The sequence below is a fragment of the Streptomyces sp. CA-294286 genome, assembly GCF_050947155.1.
Classification (GTDB): domain Bacteria; phylum Actinomycetota; class Actinomycetes; order Streptomycetales; family Streptomycetaceae; genus Streptomyces.
On record NZ_CP192005.1, the window covers coordinates 462,340 to 484,058 of the forward strand.

Annotated in this window: 1 protein-coding gene (running past one end of the window); it reads right to left on the reverse strand. The window is 72.1% G+C overall.

Annotation, left to right across the window (positions count from 1 at the left end; genetic code table 11):
- Positions 1-21,719, reverse strand: partial view of an SDR family NAD(P)-dependent oxidoreductase gene (locus ACQPZG_RS07320; RefSeq protein WP_433545011.1) — the 3' portion only. Its footprint extends 9,379 nt past the window's final position; the window shows 21,719 of its 31,098 coding nt (coding positions 9,380-31,098); its start codon lies beyond the right edge, outside the window — the gene reads right to left on this strand; it ends in the stop codon at positions 1-3.

Consider the following 21,719-nt stretch of genomic DNA (forward strand, 5'->3'; position numbering starts at 1 on the left):
CTACAGGCCCAACTGCTTGTCCAGCAGGTCGAAGACCTCGTCGTCGGAGGCAGCGTCGAAGTCGAACTCGCCCTCCGTCTCGTCGGTTTCGCCGGTGCCGGCGGTGCGCAACGCACCCCACTTCTCCTTCAGCACGTCGAGCCGTCCGGCGATCTGCTCGAACGTCTCGTCGCTCACCTCCGCCCCGGTGAACGCCAACTCCAGGCGGGACAGTTCGGCCAACAGGGCGGCGGAGGCGTCCGGCTGCGCGTGCGGCTCCAGGTCGAGCAGCCCGTACAGGTGGTCCACCAGTTCCCGGGTCGTCGGGTAGTCGAAGACCAGGGTGGCGGGCAGCCGGGCCCCGGTCAGGGCGCCGAGCCGGTTGCGCAGCTCGATCGCACTCAACGAGTCGAGACCGAGGTTCTGGAAGGAGCGCTCCGGGTCCACGTCCGCGGCTCCGGCATGCCCGAGGACCGACGCGGCCTGGCCGCGCACCTCGGCGAGCAGGGCGTCGTACCGTTCGGCCTGCGGCAGGGCCGCGAGCCGGTCGGCGAGCCCACCGCCGGCACCGTCCGCCGCGGCGGTGCGGCGCACGGCCGTACGGATCAGACCGCGCAGCAGTGCGGGCACCTCTCCGCGGGCACGGAAGGCGGCCAGGTCGAGCCGGACCGGCAGCACGGCCGGTTCCGTACCCGCCACCCCGGTGTCGAACAGTTCGAGTCCCTGTTCCGGAGTGAGCGGCGGGAGCCCGGAGCGAGCCATGCGTTCGGCCTCGGCCACGGTCAGTTCACCGGTCATGCCGCCGGTGCGCGTCCACGGGCCCCAGGCCAGCGAGGTCCCGGGGAGGCCCTGCGCTCGGCGATGGCGGGCCAGAGCGTCCACATAGGCATTGGCAGCCGCGTAGTTGGCCTGCCCCGCGTTGCCGAGGGTGCCCGCGGCGGAGGAGAACAGGACGAACGCCTCCAGGGCCGTTCCCTTGGTCGCCTCGTGCAGGTTCCAGGCCGCGTCCACCTTCGGACGCAGCACCTCCGCGAGCCGCTCCGGGGTCAGTGACCCCACGACCCCGTCGGCCAGTACGCCCGCGGTGTGGACCACCGCGCGCACCGGGTGGCGGGCGACGAGCCGTGCCACCGCCGCCGGATCGGCGACGTCGCAGGCTTCGACGGCCGCACGGGCACCGAACTCGGCCAGTTCGTCGACGAGTTCGGCCACTCCCTCGGTCGCGGTGCCGCGTCGGCTGACCAGGACCAGTTCGCGCACGCCGTGCTCGACGACCAGGTGCCTGGCGACCACCCGGCCGAGGCCGCCGGTGCCACCGGTGATCAGGACCGCGCCCTCGCCCGCCCATACCGGGGCGGCCGGGGCGGCGTCGGCCGCGTCGGTGACTGCCGGGTCCGCGAGGGGCGGCACGGCGGCGGCAGGGTCGGCGACCCGGGCGAGCCGGGCCGCGAGGACCGCGTCGCCGCGCAGGAGCACCTGTGGCTCGGCGGTGGCGAGGGCCCGCGGCAGCAGTGCCGTCGCATCCGCTCCTTCGAGGTCCACCAGGCCGAAGCGCCCCGGGTTCTCCGAGATCGCCGAGCGGACCAGCCCCCAGACCGCCGCGCCCGCGAGGTCCGCGCCCGAGACCGCGCCCCGGGTGACGAACACCAGGCGCGCGTCGGCGAAGCGGTCCTCCGCGAGCCATGCCTGCGCCAGCTCCAGGACCCGGACCGTCTGCCGGTGCACCGCGTCCGGCGCATTGCCGTGCCGACCGCCGTCCGTCAGGAGCGGTACGAGGACGGTGTCCGGGACGGGCCGCGCGTCGTCGGCTGCCAGTTCGGCGAGGCCGGCGTACTCCGTGTGGTCGCCCAGGGAGGTCGTTGCCGTACCGGCGAGTGCGGCGTCCGGGGTGCCGCCCGGCATGGCGAGTACCGCCGTACGCAGGCCCGCTCCGTCCTCGCCGTCGGACTCGACGGGTGTCCAGTCCAGGCGGAACAGGGAGTCCCGGTGGGCACCGCCGGTCGCCCCCAACTGCTCGGGGCCGAGCGGCCGTACGACCAGGGACTCGACGGACGCCACGGGCGCACCGGTGGCGTCCGTGAGGGTGAGGGACACCGCGCCGCCGGTACCGGCACCGCTCAGCCGCGCCCGCACCGCGGAGGCGCCGGAAGCGTGCAGGGAAACACCCGTCCAGGAGAACGGGACCCCGGCGCCGCCCCCGTCGGCGGTGCCGTCGGCGGTGCCGGGCAGCGCGAACGCGTGCAGGACGGCATCGAAGAGCGCCGGGTGCAACCCGAAGGCCGAGCCCTCGACCCCTTCGGGCAGGGCGACCTCCGCGTACACCTCCGCACCGACACGCCAGGCGGCCCGCAGGCCCTGGAACACGGGTCCGTACGCGAACCCGGCCTCGGCGAACCGCTCGTACACGTCCGCCACGTCGAGGGCCTCCGCGCCGACCGGCGGCCAGGCCGTCGCCTCCACCAGGCCGGCGGTGGGGGTGGCGCCGTCCGCGAGAACCCCGTCGGCGTTGCGTGTCCACGGCTCGTGGGCCCCGCCGGAGGCGGGCCGGGAGTGCACGCTGAGCGCACGTCGCCCCGCGGAGTCGGGTGCGGCGACGACCACCTGCAACTGCACGGCGCCGCCCCGTGCGGGCAGGACGAGCGGCGCGGCGAGGGTCAGTTCCTCGACGGTGGTGCAGCCGAGTTCGTCGCCCGCCCGGACCGCCAGTTCGAGCAGCGCCGTACCGGGCACCACGACCGAGCCCATGACGACGTGGTCGGCCAACCAGGGGTGCGTGGCGACCGAGAGACGCCCGGTGAACAGGAACCCGCCGGAGCCGGCGAGTTCCACCGCTCCGGACAGCAACGGGTGCTCGGCCGAACGCAGCCCGAGGGCCTCCGCGCCGCCCCGGCCCGCAGGCGTACCGGTGGGCCAGTAGCGCCGGTGCTGGAAGGCGTAGGTGGGCAGCTCCACCGACCGGGCGCCGGTGTCGGCGAAGAGGACGGCCCAGTCGACCTTCGCCCCGCTCACGTGGAGTTCGGCGAGGGCCTGGAGCGCGGACAGCTCCTCGTCCCGGTTCTTGCGCAGTACGGGTACGAGAACCGCGTCCTCATCCTCGGTCAGGCAGGCGGCGGCCATCGCGGAGAGAACCCCGTCGGGGCCGAGCTCCAGGAACCGCGTCACACCCTGCTCGGACAGCATCCGTACGTCATCCGCGAAACGCACCGCCTCGCGAACGTGGCACACCCAGTACTCCGGGTCGCACACCTCCTCGGCGTCCGTGGCCAGCGGTATCTCCGGAACGGAGAACGTCAGCCCCGACACCACCGCACGGAAGTCGTCCAGCATCGGATCCATCAGCGGGGAGTGGAAGGCGTGCGACACCTGAAGACGCGTCGTCTTGCGGCCCAACGTCTCGAAGTGCGCCCGTACGGAATCCACTTGGTCCTCCGCACCGGACACGACCACCGAGGAGGGCCCGTTCACCGCGGCGACCGTGACCAACTCGTCGAGCAGCGGCTGAACTTCGTCCTCCGTCGCCTGGACGGCCAGCATCGCGCCGCCCTCGGGCAGTTCCTGCATCAGCCGGCCACGCGCCGCCACCAGCGTGCACGCGTCCGCAAGGGTCAGCACTCCGGCCACGTGCGCAGCCGCGACCTCGCCGATGGAGTGTCCGGCCACGAAGTCCGGGCGCACACCCCACGACTCCACCAGACGGAACAACGCCACCTCAACAGCGAACAACCCCGCCTGCGCGAACACCGTCCGGTTCAACGCATCGGCGTCCTCACCCCACACCACCTCCCGCACCGGCACATCCAACTGCTCACACACCGCATCGAACGCCGCCGCGAACACCGGGAAACGACCGTACAACTCACGCCCCATACCCAGACGCTGAGAGCCCTGGCCGGAGAACAGGAACGCCGTCTTTCCGGCACGCACCCGCCCCTCAACGACCTGCTCACCGTTCAGCACCACAGCCCGATGAGCGAAAGCGGACCGCTTCGTCGTGGAGAGACCCACGTCCACCGAACGCAGCCCCGCCTCCCCCGCATACGTACGCAGCCGTACGACCTGCTCTCGCAGAGCCGCCTCCGTCTTGCCGGACGCCAGCCACGGCACCACTCCCGGAACGACGTCCGCGACCGACGGCTGCACGGCCGCCGGCTCGAACTGCTCCAGCACCACGTGCGCGTTGGTCCCGCTGATACCGAAGGACGACACACCTGCCCGGCGCACCCGACCCGACTCCGGCCAAGCGCGCTGCTCCGACAGCAACTCCACGTCCCCCGCAGCCCAGTCCACATGCGACGACGGAGCATCCACATGCAGCGACCCAGGCACGGACCCGTGCTCCATGGCCATGACCATCTTGATCACACCGGCCACACCGGCAGCCGCCTGGGCGTGCCCGATGTTGGACTTCACCGACCCCAGCAACAGAGGACTGCCCTCGGAACGGTCCTGCCCATAGGTCGCGATCAGCGCCTGCGCTTCGATCGGGTCACCCAACGTCGTGCCCGTGCCGTGCGCCTCCACCACGTCGACCTCGGACGTCGACAACCCGCCACTGGCCAACGCCTGCCGGATCACCCGCTGCTGCGACGGACCATTGGGCGCCGTCAGACCGTTCGACGCACCGTCCTGATTGACAGCCGAACCACGCACGACCGCCAGCACCCGATGACCATGGCGAACCGCGTCCGAGAGCCGCTCCAGCACCACCATGCCGACGCCCTCGCCCCAACCGACACCATCGGCAGAGTCGGCGAACGCCTTGCACCGGCCGTCGGCTGCGAGACCCCGCTGACGGGAGAACTCGACGAACGTCGTCGGCGTCGACATCACCGTCACACCACCGGCAACCGCCAGCGAGCACTCACCCGACCTCAGCGCCTGCGCCGCCAAGTGCATCGCCACCAGCGACGACGAACACGCCGTGTCCACCGTCACCGCAGGACCCTCCAGCCCCAACGTGTACGACACCCGGCCCGACGCGATACTCCCCGCACTGCCACTGCCCTGCTGACCCTCGAACTCCCGGCCACCCAGCAGACTCGCGTAATCGCTGTACATCACCCCCGCGAACACACCCGTCTGCGAACCACGCAACGACACCGGATCGATACCCGCCCGCTCCACCGCCTCCCACGTCGTCTCCAGCAGCAACCGCTGCTGCGCATCCGTCGCCAACGCCTCACGCGGACTCATCCCGAAGAAGTCCGGATCGAAGTCGGCGGCGTCGGACAGGAAGGCGCCGGACCGGGTGTAGCTGGTACCGAGGTGTGCGGGGTCCGGGTGGTAGAGCGACTCCACGTCCCAGCCGCGGTCGGCCGGGAAGTCGCCGACGGCGTCCACTCCCTCGGCGACCAGCCGCCACAGGCCCTCGGGTGAGGTCACGCCTCCCGGGTAGCGGCAGGCCATGCCCACGATCACGACCGGATCGTCCGCGTCCGCTGCCGCCCGTGCGGCGGGCAGCCGCTCGGGCTGTGCTGCGTCGTTGCCCAGTGCCCCGACGAACAGTTCGTCGATCAGGAAGCCCACCAACGCGTCCGCCGTCGGGTAGTCGAAGACCAGCGTGGCCGGCAGCCGCAGACCGGTCGCGGCGTCGAGCCGGTTGCGCAGCTCGACGGCCATCAGTGAGTCGAAGCCCAGTTCCTGGAAGGCACGGGTCGGATCCACCTCCGCCACGCCCGCGTGTCCGAGGACGAGTGCGATCTGTGTCCGCACGACGTCGAGCAGCGCGTCACGGCGGGTCTGCGGATCGAGGCCGGTCAGCCGTTCGGTGAGCCCGGTGGGCGCGCCGGCTGCCGTCGCGGTGCGTCGGACGGGCCTGCGGATGAGGCCGCGCAGCAGCGGTGGAGCCTCGCCCTGCGCCCGTATCGCGGCCAGGTCCAGCCGGACCGGCAGGACCGCCGGGCGCCCGGCCGACAGTGCGGCGTCGAACAGGGGCAGCGCCTGCTGCGGTGTCAGCGGCGGCATGCCCGCACGCGTCATGCGTTCCGTGTCGGCCGCGGTGAGGTCGCCGGTCATGCCGCCGCCCGCACCGGCCCACGGCCCCCAGGCCATCGAGGTACCGGGGAGCCCGAGGCCGTCCCGGTGCCGCGCCAGGGCGTCCAGGAACGCGTTCCCGGCGGCGTAGTTGGCCTGCCCCGCGTTGCCGAAGGTGCCCGCCACGGAGGAGAACAGGACGAAGGCCGCGAGGTCCTGTCCTCGGGTCGCTTCGTGCAGGTTCCAGGCCGCGTCCACCTTGGGTCGCAGCACTGCGGCCAGTCGTTCCGCGGTGAGCGAGTCGATCAGCGCGTCGTCGAGCACACCGGCGGTGTGGATGACGGCGTGCACCCGGTGGCGGGCCAGCAGCCCGTCCACCTGTGCTCGATCAGTGAGGTCGCAGGCCGCCACGACCGCGTCCGCGCCCGACTCGGCCAGCTCCGCGACGAGTTCCTCGACGCCCTCCGCCTCTGCGCCCCGGCGGCTGACGAGCAGCAGGCTGCGTACGCCGTGTGCGTCGACCAGGTGCCGGGCCACGGCTCGGCCCAGGGCGCCGGTGCCTCCGGTGATCAGGACCGGCCCCTCGCCCTGCCAGGCGGGGACGCCCGGGGAGGCGGGCTCCGCGACCCGGGCCAGCCTGGCGGCCAGGACCTGGCCGTCACGGACGAGCACCTGGGGTTCTCCGAGGGAGGCCAGGCTCTGCAACAGCTCGGCCCCTGGGTCCTCCCCCGTCACGTCCACCAGGACGAACCTGCCCGGGTTCTCCGATTGCGCGGAGCGCAGCAGGCCCCACGCGGCGGCGGCGGCCAGGTTCTCGCCGGACGCCGCGTCCCGGGTCACGAAGACCAGCGGGGAATCCACTGCCGACCGTTCTCCCTGTGCCGACTGAACGAGTTCCAGCGCCCGCGAGGTCAGGGCGTGCACGGATCCGACGACGTCGCCGACGCCGACTGCGGCGTCCAAGCGGATCAGTTGCACATCCGGTGCCGCGGTCGCGGTGTCGGGAACCTCGATCGGGGTCCACTCGACCGCGAAGAGCGCCTCGTGCGCGGCCCCGACGCTTCCGCCCAACTGCTCTGCGGATACTGCTCGTACGGTGAGCGAACGTACGGAGGCGACCGGTGCTCCGGTGCCGTCCGCGAGCGCCACGGCGAGGGATCCGTCGGCCCCCGGGGTCAGCCGGGCCCGCAGGGCCGAGGCGCCGGACGCGTACAGCGACACACCGGACCAGGCGAACGGCACCCCGCCGCCCGCGCCGGCATCCGCTCCCGCCGCTGCGGCATGCAAGCTCGCGTCGAACAGCGCCGGGTGCAGACCGAACCCGCCACCGTCGACGTCCTCGGGCAGGGCGACCTCCGCGTAGACCTCGTCGTCGAGCCGCCAGGCGGCCCGCAGGCCCTGGAACACGGGTCCGTACTCGAACCCGGCCTCGGCGAACCGCTCGTACACCCCGGACACGTCCAGCGCCTCGGCACCCGCAGGCGGCCAGACCGACGCGTCGAACGCCGGCGCGCCTGTGGAGGACACGGCGAGGAAGCCCTCGGCGTGCCGCGTCCACACGGCGTCGGAGCCGGTGTCCGGGCGGGAGTGCACGCCCACCGGCCGGCGGCCGGAGTCGTCCGGCTCGCCCACCCAGACCTGCACCTGAACACCGCCCTCGGCGGGCAGCACCAGCGGCGCGGCGAGCGTCAGCTCGTCCAGTGCCCCGCAGCCGACCTCGTCGCCGGCCCTGATCGCCAGTTCGACCAGTGCGGTGCCGGGCAGCAGTGCTGCCCCCCGCACCGCATGCTCCGCGAGCCACGGGTGCGACTGCACCGACAACCGCCCGGTGAACAACCGCCCGGCGGACGCCGCCAGTTCGACCGTCCCCGTCAACAGGGGGTGATCCGCGGCCGTGAGACCGACGGACTCTGCGCTGCCCGGGTACGCCATGACCGTCGGCCAGAACCGCCGGTGCTGGAAGGGGTACGTAGGCAGTTCGACGCGTCGGGCTCCGGAGCCCGCGTAGAACGACGGCCAGTCGACCCGCACGCCGTACGTGTGCAGCCGGGCCGTGGCCTGCCGCACGGCGAACTCCTCCGAGGTGTTCCCGCGCAGTGCGGGGACCAGGGCGGCACCGTCGGGGGCCGACTCCTGGGCCATGGCGGCGAGGACACCGTCCGGGCCGAGTTCCAGGAAGCGGGTCACGCCGAGGGCCCCGAGAGTACGGATGCCGTCGGCGAAGCGGACCGCGTCACGGACGTGGCGCACCCAGTACTCCGGGGTGCACAGCCGGTCGGCCTCGGCGAGGTCACCGGTCAGGTTGGACACGACGGGGATCACGGGCTTCGAGAACGCGAGTCCGGCCAACTCCGCGCGGAAGTCGTCCAGCATCGGGTCCATGAGCGGGGAGTGGAAGGCGTGCGAGACCTTCAGCCGAGTCGTCTTGCGCCCCAGCTCAGAGAAGTGAGCCCGGACGGACTCCACTTGCTCCGACGCTCCCGACACCACCACCGAAGACGGCCCGTTGACCGCCGCGACGGACACCCACTCGTTCAGGAACGGTCGGACTTCGTCCTCCGTCGCCTGGACGGCGAGCATCGCCCCGCCCTCGGGCAGCGCCTGCATCAGCCGGCCACGCGCCGCCACCAGCGTGCACGCGTCCGCGAGCGAGAACACCCCAGCGACATGCGCAGCCGCCACCTCACCGATCGAGTGACCGGCCACGAAGTCCGGCCGCACACCCCACGACTCCACCAGACGGAACAACGCCACCTCGACAGCGAACAACCCCGCCTGCGCGAACACCGTCCGGTTCAACGCCTCAGCGTCCTCACCCCAGACCACCTCCCGCACCGGCACATCCAACTCGGCACACACCGCATCGAACGCCGCCGCGAACACCGGGAAGCGCCCGTACAACTCACGTCCCATACCCAGACGCTGCGAACCCTGCCCCGAGAACAGGAACGCCAGCGGCGCGGTCGTCGCGACGGCCGAGTCCGCCTCGCCGCACGCGACGGCCTGGAGACCGGCCAGCAGCTGGTCCCTGTCCGACGCGGAGATCGCGGCACGGTGCTCGAACACCGCGCGTGTCGTGACGAGCGAGTGGCCGAGGTCGGCGGGACTCATCTCCTCGGAGTCCTGCGCGAGTGCCCACAGTCGTCCGGCCTGGGCCCGCAGCGCCTCAGGGGACGCGGCGGACACGACGAGCGCCGTGGGGGCCCCGTCGCGGGGCCCAGCCGGCCCAGCCGGGGCGGTCGGAGCCGTCGGGGCCTCTTCGACGATCACGTGCGCGTTGGTGCCGCTGATCCCGAAGGACGAGACGCCCGCACGGCGGGTGTGCCGGTCCTCGCCGGACCACTCGCGGGCCTCGGTGAGCAGCCGTACGTCTCCCGCGCTCCAGTCGACCTCGTGGCTCGGCTCGTCCACGTGCAGCGTCGCGGGCAGCTCCCGGTGGCGCATGGCCATGACCATCTTGATGATCCCGGCCACGCCGGCCGCGGCCTGCGAGTGGCCGATGTTCGACTTGACCGAGCCCAGCCACAGCGGCCGGTCCGCGGGACGCCCCTGGCCGTACGTCGCCAGCAGTGCCTGCGCCTCGATCGGGTCGCCGAGCGTCGTGCCGGTGCCGTGCGCCTCGACCGCGTCGATCTGGTCCGCCGCGAGCCGGGCGTTGGCAAGTGCCTGCTGGATCACCCGGCGCTGCGAGGGGCCGTTCGGTGCGGTCAGACCGTTGGAGGCGCCGTCCTGGTTGACGGCGGAGCCGCGGATCACAGCGAGCACCTGGTGACCGTTGCGGACCGCGTCCGAGAGCCGCTCGACCGCGAGGAATCCGGCGCCCTCGGCGAATCCGGTGCCGTCCGCCGCCGAGGCGAACGACTTGCACCGGCCGTCCGAAGCGAGCCCGCCCTGCCGCCCGAACTCCGCGAACACGCCCGGCGTCGCCATCACCGTGACGCCGCCGGTCAGTGCCAGCGAGCACTCCCCCTGGCGCAGGGCCTGCACCGCGAGGTGCAGGGCGACGAGCGAGGACGAGCAGGCGGTGTCGACGGCGACCGCGGGGCCTTCGAGACCGAGCTTGTACGAGACCCGGCCCGAGACCACGCTGCCGTTGCCGTCGCTGCCCGGGTAGTCGTGGTACATCACGCCGGCGAACACCCCGGTGCGGCTGCCCCGGAGCGTCGTCGGGTCGATGCCCGCGCGCTCCAGCGCCTCCCACGCCAGTTCCAGGGTGATCCGCTGCTGCGGGTCCATGGCGAGGGCTTCGCGCGGTGAGATCCCGAAGAAGGCCGGGTCGAAGTCGGCCGCTCCGTCGAGGAATCCGCCGGTGCGGGTGTAGTACGCGTCCGGTTCCGTCGCGTGCGGGTCGCGCAGCGAGGAGAGGTCCCAGCCCCGGTCGGTGGGGAACGCGGAGATCGCGTCGCCGCCGGAGGTGACGAGCCGCCACAGGTCCTCGGGGCTGGTCACGCCGCCGGGGTACCGGCAGGCCATGCCGACGATCGCGATGGGTTCGTTCCGGTCGGCGGCGAGCTTGCGGTTGTCGGCGCGCAGCAGGGCCGTCTCGCGGCGGGCCGCTGCCAGCGCGTCGCCGTCGACGTCGTCGCCGTTGTCCTTCTCGTGGGCCCCGTCCTCCTCCAGGAGGTCGGCGGGGGTGACCCGGACCTCGGCGAGTTCGAGGAGGCTGTCCATCAGGCCGGCGTCGCGCAGTCGGCTCGTCGGGATGGTCCGCAGTGCTTCGCGCACCTCGTCCTCGCCCGGAATCCCGGCGGACTCGTTTCCGCCGAGGAGGGTGAGGAGGTGGTCGGTGACGGCCTCGGCGTTGGGGTGGTCGAAGGCGAGGGTGGCGGACAGCCGCAGTCCGGTGGCCCGGTTCAGGTGGTTGCGCAGTTCGGTCGCGGCGAGCGAGTCGAAGCCCAGCTCCTGGAAGGCCCGGTCGGCGCCGACCGCCTCGGCCGAGGCATGCCCGAGCACCGACGCCACTTCGCCTCGGACCAGGTGCAGCACCGTACGCCGACGCTCGTCCGCCGACAGGCCGGACAGGCGGTCGGGCAGGCTCGGCTCGGCCGACGCGGAACCGCTGCCGGCTGCCGCGGCCCGCCGTACGACGGAAGCCGGACCACGGAGCAGCGCGGGCACTTCGTCCGTGCGGCTGCGCAGGGCGGCCGTGTCGATCCGCACGGGGACGACGGCGGGACGCCCGGAGCGCAGGGCGGCGTCGAAGAGGGCCAGGCCCGTTTCGTGGGTCATGGGCGGCACGCCCTGGGTGGCCATCCGCTTGCGGTCCACGTCGCGCAGGTGCGCGCCGAGCCCGCCGCCGACCTCCCACAGTCCGAAGGCCATGGAGGTGGCGGGCAGCCCCTCGGACGCACGCTGCGTGGCGAGGGCGTCCAGGAAGACGTTCGCCGCCGCGTAGTTGCCCTGTCCTGCGGTCAGCACCAGGCCGCCCGCGGAGGAGAACAACACGAACGCGGCCAGGTCGTACTCCCGCGTCAACTCGTGCAGATGCCAGGCGGCGTCCACCTTGGGTGCGTACACCCTGTCCACCTGCTCGTGCGTGAGCGCGTCCACGACGGCGCTGTCGCCGATGCCTGCGGCGTGGAAGACGGCGGTCAGCGGACGTTCCGCGACCGTCTCGGCAAGCAGACCCGCGAGCGCCTCCCGGTCCGACACATCACACGCGGCGACACGGACCTCAGCACCGCACGCCGACAGCTCCGCCGCCAACTCCGGCGCCTCGGGAGCCTCCAGGCCCCGGCGACTGGTCAACACCACATGCCGTACCCCGTACTCGGACACCAGCCGACGGGCCACCACCGCACCCAGACCACCGGTACCACCCGTCACCAACACCGTGCCGCCAGCATCGAACGACGGCACACTGTCGGCACTCTCCGCAAGCCGGACAAGACGCGGTACCCACACCACACCCCCGCGCACCGCGGACTCCGGCTCACCCGCCGCCAACGCCACAGCGACCACCTCCACGCCGGCCCCGGGCTCTACGTCCACCAACACGAACCGGCCCGGATTCTCCGCCTCCGCCGCACGCACCAGACCCCACACCGGAGCCTGCACCACATCCAGCCCCACACCCTCCGACACCGCCACCGCACCACGCGTCAACACCACCAAACGCGACGCAGCACACCGCTCCTCCGCAAGCCACCACCGCACCGCATCCAACACCCGATACGACACCGCACGCACACCAGCCAAAACACCCACATCATCAGCAGAGGCAGAGGCAGAGGCACCGCAGTCCAGCACCACCACACCCGGCACCGCACCCTCCGCCGGCACCTCCTCCCACCGCACCCACGACACACCCTCACCACCCGAACCCGGGCCCACCGGAACCGCCGGAACCGCCGTCCAGTCGACCCCGTACAACGGACTCCCCGAAGCACCCAACTGCTCAGCGGAAACCGGCCTGCTGACCATCGAGCCGACCGAGAGCACCGGTGCTCCGGCGACGTCGGCAAGTGCGAAGGTCCAGCCGTCCTCGCCGACACGCGCCAGTCGTACCCGTACCTCGGTCGCCCCGACGGCGTGCAGGACCACGTCGTTCCAGGCGAACGGGATGGCCGTCCCACCCGTGCTCGTCAGGATCGCCGCGTGCATCGCCGCGTCCAGGAGGGCGGGGTGCAGGCCGAACCGGCCCGCAGCATCCCGCTCCTGCTCCGGCAGCGCCACCTCGGCGAACAACTCCTCGCCACGCCGCCACACCGCACGCAACCCACGGAACACCGGCCCGTAACCGAACCCGGCCTCGGCGAAGCCCTCGTAGGCGCCCTCGACGGACACCTCCTCGGCACCCGTCGGCGGCCACACCCCGGCGTCGAACCCCGCGCTCGCGTTCACGGTGTCCGCGCCCGCACCGGACGCGCTCAGCACACCACTGGCGTGCCGTATCCAGACCCCGTCCTGCTCGTCGTCGGCCCTGGAGTGCACGGCGACCTGACGGCGACCGTCCCCGTCCGGCTCTCCGACCCACACCTGTACCTGCACTCCGCCCCGCTCGGGCAGGACCAGCGGCGCGGCCAGCGTCAGCTCCTCCACCACCGCACAACCCACCTCGGCCCCCGCCCGCAGGACGACTTCGAGCAGACCGGTACCGGGGACCAGCACGACGTCCCTGACGGTGTGATCGGCCAGCCACGGATGCGTCCGGACGGACAGCCGGCCCGTGAAGAGGTAGCCGTCGGACGAGACGAGTTCCATCGCGGCCCCCAGCAGCGGGTGGTCCGCGGAGGCGACCCCGACCGAGTCCAGGTCGGCCGTTCCCTGGGTCGCGTCCAGCCAGTACCGCTGCCGCTGGAAGGCGTACGTCGGCAGGTCGACCCGCACGCTGCCCGTACCGCCGGCCTTCCCGCCGAAGAACTTCCGCCAGTCGACGGCAATCCCGGCACAGTGCAGGGCTCCGAGTGCGGCGACCAGGGTGGTGACCTCGTCCCGGCCCGCACGCAGCAGGGGCAGGGCGACGGTGGACGTGCCGTCCAGGCAGTCCCCTGCCATCCCGGAGAGCACGGCGTCGGGGCCCACCTCGACACAGTGGGTCACGCCCAGGTCGGCCAGGGTCCGGACGCCGTCGGCGAAGCGGACCGCGTCACGGACGTGGCGCACCCAGTACTCCGGGGTGCACAGCCGCTCGGTCTCGGCGACCTCACCGGTGAGATGGGAGATCAACGGAATGGCCGGGGCTGCATAGGAAAGCTTCGACACCGCCGCGCGGAAGTCGTCCAGCATCGGGTCCATGAGCGGGGAGTGGAAGGCGTGCGAGACCCGCAGCCGGGTCGTCTTGCGGCCCAGCTCCACGAAGTGGGCCCGGATGGACTCCACTTGATCCGACGCTCCGGAGACGACCACCGAAGACGGCCCGTTGACCGCTGCGACGGACAACAGCTCGTTCAGGAACGGTCGGACTTCGTCCTCCGTCGCCTGGACGGCGAGCATCGCGCCGCCCTCGGGCAACGCCTGCATCAGCCGGCCCCGCGCCGCCACCAGCGTGCACGCGTCCGCGAGCGAGAACACTCCGGCCACGTGAGCCGCCGCGACCTCACCGATCGAGTGACCGGCCACGAAGTCCGGCCGCACACCCCACGACTCGACAAGCCGGAACAACGCCACCTCGACGGCGAACAACCCCGCCTGCGCGAACACCGTCCGGTTCAACGCATCGGCGTCCTCACCCCAGACCACCTCCCGCACCGGCACGTCCAACTGCTCGCACACCGCGTCGAACGCCGCCGCGAAGACGGGGAAGCGGCCGTACAACTCACGTACCATACCGAGGCGTTGGGACCCCTGGCCCGAGAAGAGGAAGGCGCTCGTTCCGGCACCGCGGGCGGACGACCTGAGGACGCTGCCCGGAAGCGTGCGCTCTCCGTCCGCCAGCCCGCGCAGTCCGTCGATCAGGTCCGCGCGGTCGGCGCCGACGACGGCGGCCCGGTGTTCCAGTGCCGTCCGCGTGGTCGCCAGTGCTCCGGCCGTCGCCACCAGGTCCAGGCCCGGCCGGGACTCGACGTACGTCAGCAGACGTGCGGCCTGCGCCCGAAGGGCTTCCGGGGTCGCGGCGGACACCAGCCACGGCAGCGCCTCGCGCTCCGGTCCCGAGGTGGTCCCGGACTCCGGTCCGTTCGTAGCACCGGTCTCCGATCCCGAGGTGGTCTCGGACTCCGGTCCGTTCGTAGCGCCGATCTCCGGTCCCGCCCCGGCCACGGCCTTCAGAGCCGGGCTCTCCGTGGGCGGCTGCTCCAGGATCACGTGCGCGTTGGTGCCGCTGATGCCGAACGCGGAGACGCCCGCGCGACGGGGACGGCCGGTCTCCGGCCAGTCCACCGCTTCCCCGAGCAGCGCCACCGCGCCCTCAGTCCAGTCCACGTGCGGCGAGGGGTCGTCCGCGTGGAGAGTGCGCGGGACCACCCCCTCCCGCATCGCCATGACCATCTTGATCACACCCGCGACACCGGCCGCGGCCTGTGCGTGTCCGATGTTCGACTTGATGGAACCGAGCAGGAACGGCTGGTCCTCCGGCCGGTCCTGTCCGTAGGTCGCGAGAAGCGCCTGGGCCTCGATCGGGTCGCCGAGCGTGGTACCCGTACCGTGCGCCTCCACCGCGTCGACCTCGGAGGCCGTGAGGGCGGCGGACGCCAGGGCCTGGCGGATGACCCGCTGCTGGGAAGGGCCGTTGGGGGCGGCGAAACCGTTGCTGGCGCCGTCCTGGTTGACGGCGGAGCCGCGGATCACTGCCAGCACCTGATGCCCGTTGCGCTGTGCGTCGGAGAGCCGCTCGACGAGCAGCACGCCGACGCCCTCGGACCAGCCGACCCCGTCCGCGCCGCTGCCGAACGCCTTGCAGCGGCCGTCGACGGACAGACCGCGCTGACGGCTGAACTCGATGAACATGCCGGGCGTGGACATGACGGTCGCACCGCCGGCCAGAGCCAGCGAGCACTCCCCCGCCCGCAGTGCCTGCACCGCGAGGTGCAGCGCCACCAGCGAGGACGAGCACGCGGTGTCCACCGTGACGGCCGGGCCCTCCAGGCCCAGCGTGTACGAGACGCGGCCGGAGACGACACTGCCGCCGCTGGTGCCCGAGGGGTTCGCACCGAGCGCGTAGTCGTGGTACATCACACCGGCGAACACGCCCGTGCGGCTGCCCTTGAGCGTGCTGGGGTCGATGCCGGCCCGTTCCAGGACCTCCCAGGAGGTTTCCAGCAGGAGTCGCTGTTGCGGGTCCATGTACAGGGCTTCACGGGGCGGGATGCCGAAGAAGGCCGGGTCGAAGTCCGCGGCCTCGTGCAGGAAGCTGCCGCGTCGCGTGTAGCTCTTGCCCTCCTTGCCGGGCTCCGGGTCGTACAGGTCCTCCGTGTTCCAGCCCCGGTCGACGGGCAGGTCGGAGACGGTGTCCCCGCCGTCCATCAGCAACTGCCACAGTTCCTCGGGCGAGGTCACCCCGCCGGGATAGCGGCAGGCCATGCCGACGATCGCGATCGGGTCGTCGTCGACGGCACGCCTGGCTTCGGTGTCCCGTACCGCCGCGTCCGGTGCGGTCGTCCCGGCGGTGCCGAGGAGGGTGAGGAGGTGGTCGGTGACGGCCTCGGCGTTGGGGTGGTCGAAGGCGAGGGTGGCGGACAGCCGCAGTCCGGTGGCCCGGTTCAGGTGGTTGCGCAGTTCGGTCGCGGCGAGCGAGTCGAAGCCCAGCTCTTGGAAGGCCCGCTCGGCGCCGACCGCCTCGGCCGAGGCATGCCCCAGTACCGACGCCACCTCGCCCCGCACCAGCCCCAGCACCGTACGGCGACGCTCGCCCGCCGACTGACCGGCAAGCCGCTGCGCCCACGAGTCGGCCGTGGCGCTCCCGGAAGCGGTGGCCGCGCGCCGGGTGCGTCGCGGAGCGAGTCCGCGCAACAGGGCGGGTATCTCGTCGGTACGGGTGCGCAGGGCGGCCGGGTCGACCACGACGGGAACGACGGTCGGCCGGGGGGACCGCAACGCCGAGCCGAAGAGCTCCAGGCCGGTCTCCGCCGACAGAACGGGCAGCCCCTGGGCCGCCATCCGCTTGCGGTCCACATCGCCGAGGAGCGCGCCCATGCCCGCACCCGCGTCCCACAGTCCGAAGGCCATGGAGGTGGCGGGCAGCCCCTCGGACGCACGCTGCGTGGCGAGGGCGTCCAGGAAGACGTTCGCCGCCGCGTAGTTGCCCTGTCCTGCGGTCAGCACCAGGCCGCCCGCGGAGGAGAACAACACGAACGCGGCCAGGTCGTACTCCCGCGTCAACTCGTGCAGATGCCAAGCCGCATCCGCCTTGGGCGCGAGGACTGCGTCGACGTCGTCCTCGGTCAGGGCCCCGACGAGGGCGTTGCTGCTGATGCCTGCGGCGTGGAAGACGGCGGTCAGCGGACGTTCCGCGACCGTCTCGGCAAGCAGACCCGCGAGCGCCTCCCGGTCCGACACGTCACACGCGGCGACACGGACCTCAGCACCGCACGCCGACAGCTCCGCCGCCAACTCCGGCGCCCCAGGGGCCTCCAGGCCCCGGCGACTGGTCAACACCACATGCCGTACCCCGTACTCGGACACCAGCCGACGGGCCACCACCGCACCCAAGCCACCGGTACCACCCGTCACCAACACCGTGCCACCGGCATCGAAAGCCGGAGCGACGTCACCGGCCTCCGCAAGCCGGACAAGACGCGGTACCCACACCACACCCCCGCGCACCGCGGACTCCGGCTCACCCGCCGCCAACGCGACAGCGACCACCTCCGCGCCGGCCCCGGGCTCGACGTCCACCAACACGAACCGGCCCGGATTCTCCGCCTCCGCCGCACGCACCAGACCCCACACCGGAGCCTGCACCACATCCAGCCCCGCACCCTCCGACACCGCCACCGCACCACGCGTCAACACCACCAAACGCGACGCAGCACACCGCTCCTCCGCAAGCCACCACCGCACCGCATCCAACACCCGATACGACACCGCCCGCACACCAGCCAGAACACCCGCATCAGCGTCAACATCGGCGGCGGCATCGGCATCGGCATCGGCATCGGCACCGCAGTCCAGCACCACCACACCCGGCACCGCGCCCTCCGCCGGCACCTCCTCCCACCGCACCCACGACACACCCTCGCCACCCGAACCCGAACCCGAACCCGGGCCCACAGGAACCGCCGGAGCCACCATCCAGTCGACCCCATACAACGGGCTACCCGAAGCACCCAGTTGCTCAGCGGAGACCAACCGGCTGAGCATCGAGCCCACGGACAGCACGGGCTGCCCCGCCGTGTCGGCCATCTGGAGGGAGAGCCCCTCGTTACCCACGCGCGTCAGCCGCACCCGTACCTCGGAGGCGCCGACGGCGTGCAGGACCACGTCGTTCCAGGCGAACGGGACGACGGTGTCGTCGCCGTCGCCCTCCAGCAGACCCGCGTGCAGGGAGGCGTCGAGCAGCGCAGGGTGCAGGCCGAACCGGCCCGCAGCATCCCGCTCCTGCTCCGGCAGCGCCACCTCGGCGAACAACTCCTCGCCACGCCGCCACACCGCACGCAACCCACGGAACACCGGCCCGTAACCGAACCCGGCCTCGGCGAACCGCTCGTAGGCACCGTCCACCGGCACCTCCTCGGAGCCTGCGGGCGGCCACGCCAACGCGTCGAACCCGGCCACCGCGTCCACGGTGTCCGCGCGAAGCACGCCACTGGCATGCCGGACCCAGACTCCGCCCCCGGTTCCTTCGGTGCTCGAATACACGGCAACCGTGCGCCGACCGGCCTCCTCGGAGGCCGTCACCCTCACCTGAAGCTGTACGCCGCCCTGCTCGGGCAGAACCAGCGGCGCGGCGAGCGTCAGCTCCTCCACCACCGCACAACCCACCTCGGCCCCCGCCCGCAGAGCGAGTTCGAGCAGACCGGTGCCGGGGACCAGCACGACGTCCTTGACGGTGTGGTCGGCCAACCACGGATGCGTCCGGCGCGAGAGGCGACCGGTCAGTACGGCCCCGTCCTCGTCGGCCAGGCTGACCAGCGCACTCAACATCGGGTGCTCCGCCGCACCGAGTCCGGCGAACCGTACGTCTCCCGCTCGTGCCACCGTCCCGGCGGGCCAGTACCGCTGCCGCTGGAAGGCGTAGGTGGGCAGCTCGACCCGGCGGGCGCCTGTGCCGGTGAACAGGGCGTGCCAGTCCGCGTGCACGCCCTGGACGTACAGCTCGGCCAGAGCGCGTACAGCCGTCTCCACCTCGTCGCGGTCCTTGCGCAGTGCAGCGACGAACAGGGTGTCGGGCGCGGCCGATTCCTGTCCCATGGCCGAGAGAACACTGTCGGGCCCGAGTTCCAGGTAGCGGGTGACGCCCGCTTCGGAGAGCGCACGCATGTCATCGGCGAAGCGGACGGCGTCGCGGACGTGGCGGACCCAGTACTCCGGGTCGCAGACCGTCTCGTTGGCCGCCACCAGAGGAATCGTGGGGGTCGAGAACGACAGCCCGGCCACGACCGTACGGAAGTCGTCCAGCATCGGGTCCATCAGCGGGGAGTGGAAGGCGTGCGAGACCCGCAACCGGGTCGTCTTGCGGCCCAGCCCCTCGAAGTGGGCCCTCACGGACTCCACTTGATCCGACGCTCCGGACACCACCACGGAAGACGGCCCGTTCACCGCCGCAATCGACAGCAACTCTCCCAGCAACGGCTGAACTTCGTCCTCCGTCGCCTGGACGGCCAGCATCGCGCCGCCCTCGGGCAGCGCCTGCATCAGCCGACCCCGCGCCGCCACCAGCGTGCACGCGTCCGCGAGCGAGAACACCCCGGCGACATGCGCAGCCGCGACCTCACCGATCGAGTGACCGGCCACGAAGTCCGGCCGCACACCCCACGACTCGACAAGCCGGAACAACGCCACCTCGACGGCGAACAACCCCGCCTGCGCGAACACCGTCCGGTTCAACGCCTCGGCGTCCTCACCCCACACCACCTCCCGCACCGGCACATCCAACTGCTCACACACCGCGTCGAACGCCGCCGCGAACACCGGGAAACGACCGTACAACTCACGCCCCATACCCAGACGCTGCGAACCCTGGCCGGAGAACAGGAACGCCGTCCTGCCGGCGCGCGCCTCGCCTTCGATGACCTGGTCACCGTCCAGCACGACCGCTCGGTGGGTGAAGAGCGACCGCCCGAGGGTGGAAAGACCTACATCCACCGAACGCAGCCCGGCCTCCTGCGCGTACGCACGCAGCCGTACGACCTGCTCCCGGAGAGCCGCCTCCGTCTTGCCGGACGCCAGCCACGGCACCACTCCCGGAACAACATCCGCGACCGACGGCTCCACAGCAGCCGGCTCGAACTGCTCCAGCACCACGTGCGCGTTCGTCCCACTGATACCGAAGGACGACACACCAGCCCGGCGCACCCGACCCGACTCCGGCCAAGCGCGCTGCTCCGACAGCAACTCCACTGCCCCCGCAGCCCAGTCCACATGCGACGACGGAGCATCCACATGCAGCGACCCAGGCACGGAACCGTGCTCCATCGCCATGACCATCTTGATCACACCGGCCACACCCGCAGCCGCCTGGGCGTGCCCGATGTTGGACTTCACCGACCCCAGCAACAGAGGACTGCCCTCGGAACGGTCCTGCCCATAGGTCGCGATCAGCGCCTGCGCCTCGATCGGGTCACCCAACGTCGTGCCCGTGCCGTGCGCCTCCACCACATCGACCTCGGACGTCGACAACCCGCCGCTGGCCAACGCCTGCCGGATCACCCTCTGCTGCGACGGACCATTGGGCGCCGTCAGACCGTTCGACGCACCGTCCTGATTGACAGCCGAACCACGCACGACCGCCAGCACCCGATGACCGTTACGAACTGCGTCCGAGAGTCGTTCCAGCACCACCATGCCGACGCCCTCGCCCCAACCGACACCGTCGGCCGAATCCGAGAACGACCGGCACCGGCCGTCGGACGACAACCCGCCCTGCCGCGCGAACTCCACGAACGTCGTCGGCGTCGACATCACCGTCACACCACCGGCAACCGCCAGCGAGCACTCACCCGACCTCAGCGCCTGCGCGGCCAAGTGCATCGCCACCAGCGACGACGAACACGCCGTGTCCACCGTCACCGCAGGACCCTCCAGCCCCAACGTGTACGACACCCGGCCCGACGCGATACTCCCCGCACTGCCACTGCCCTGCTGACCCTCGAACTCCCGGCCACCCAGCAGACTCGCGTAATCGCTGTACATCACCCCCGCGAACACACCCGTCTGCGAACCACGCAACGACACCGGATCGATACCCGCCCGCTCCACCGCCTCCCACGTCGTCTCCAACAGCAACCGCTGCTGCGCATCCGTCGCCAACGCCTCACGCGGACTCATCCCGAAGAAGTCCGGATCGAAGTCGGCGGCGTCGTAGAGGAAACCACCCGCCCGCTCGAACGACTCGCCCTCCACCTCCCAACCACGATCGGCGGGGAAATCACCCACGGCATCCACACCGTCGGCGACCAACCGCCAGAGATCCTCCGGCGAAGCCACCCCACCCGGATACCGGCACGCCATCCCCACGATCACGACCGGATCGTCGGCGCCCGCGGTCCGGCGCACGGCCACCGGTGCGGTTTCGACCTCTTCCCCGAGGATCTCGTCGCGGACGAATCCCGCCAGTGCGTCCGCTGTCGGGTAGTCGAAGACCACGGTGGCGGGCAGCCGCAGGCCGGTCACCGATCCCAGTCGGTTGCGCAGTTCGACGGCCGTCAGGGAGTCGAAGCCCAGGTCCTGGAAGGCCCGCGCCGGGTCGATGTCCGCCCCGTCCGCGTGCCCGAGGACCAGCGCGATCTGGGCGCGCACCAGGTCGAGCACGGCCCTGTGCCGCTCGGCGGCGGCGAGGCCGGACAGGCTCTGCCGGAGTCCGGCCGAGCCGGCGGTTCCCGTACGGAGGCTGCGGCGCGCACGCGTCCGGATCAGGCCGCGCAGCAGCGGCGGGACGTCGCCCAGGGCGCGGATCGCCGCCAGGTCCAGCCGCACCGGCAGGATCGCCGGGCGCCCGGCCGAGAGCGCGGTGTCGAACAGGGACAGCCCGTCCTCGACGGACAGGGGCGGCATGCCGAGGCGGCTGATGCGCTCCAGGTCGGCGTCGGTCAGCGAGCCCGTCATTCCGCCGGTCCGCTCCCAGGGTCCCCAGCCCAGGGAGACACCCGGCAGTGCCGAGGCCCGCCGGTGCGTGGCGAGGGCGTCGAGGAAGGCGTTGGCGGCGGCGTAGTTCGCCTGTCCCGCGCTGC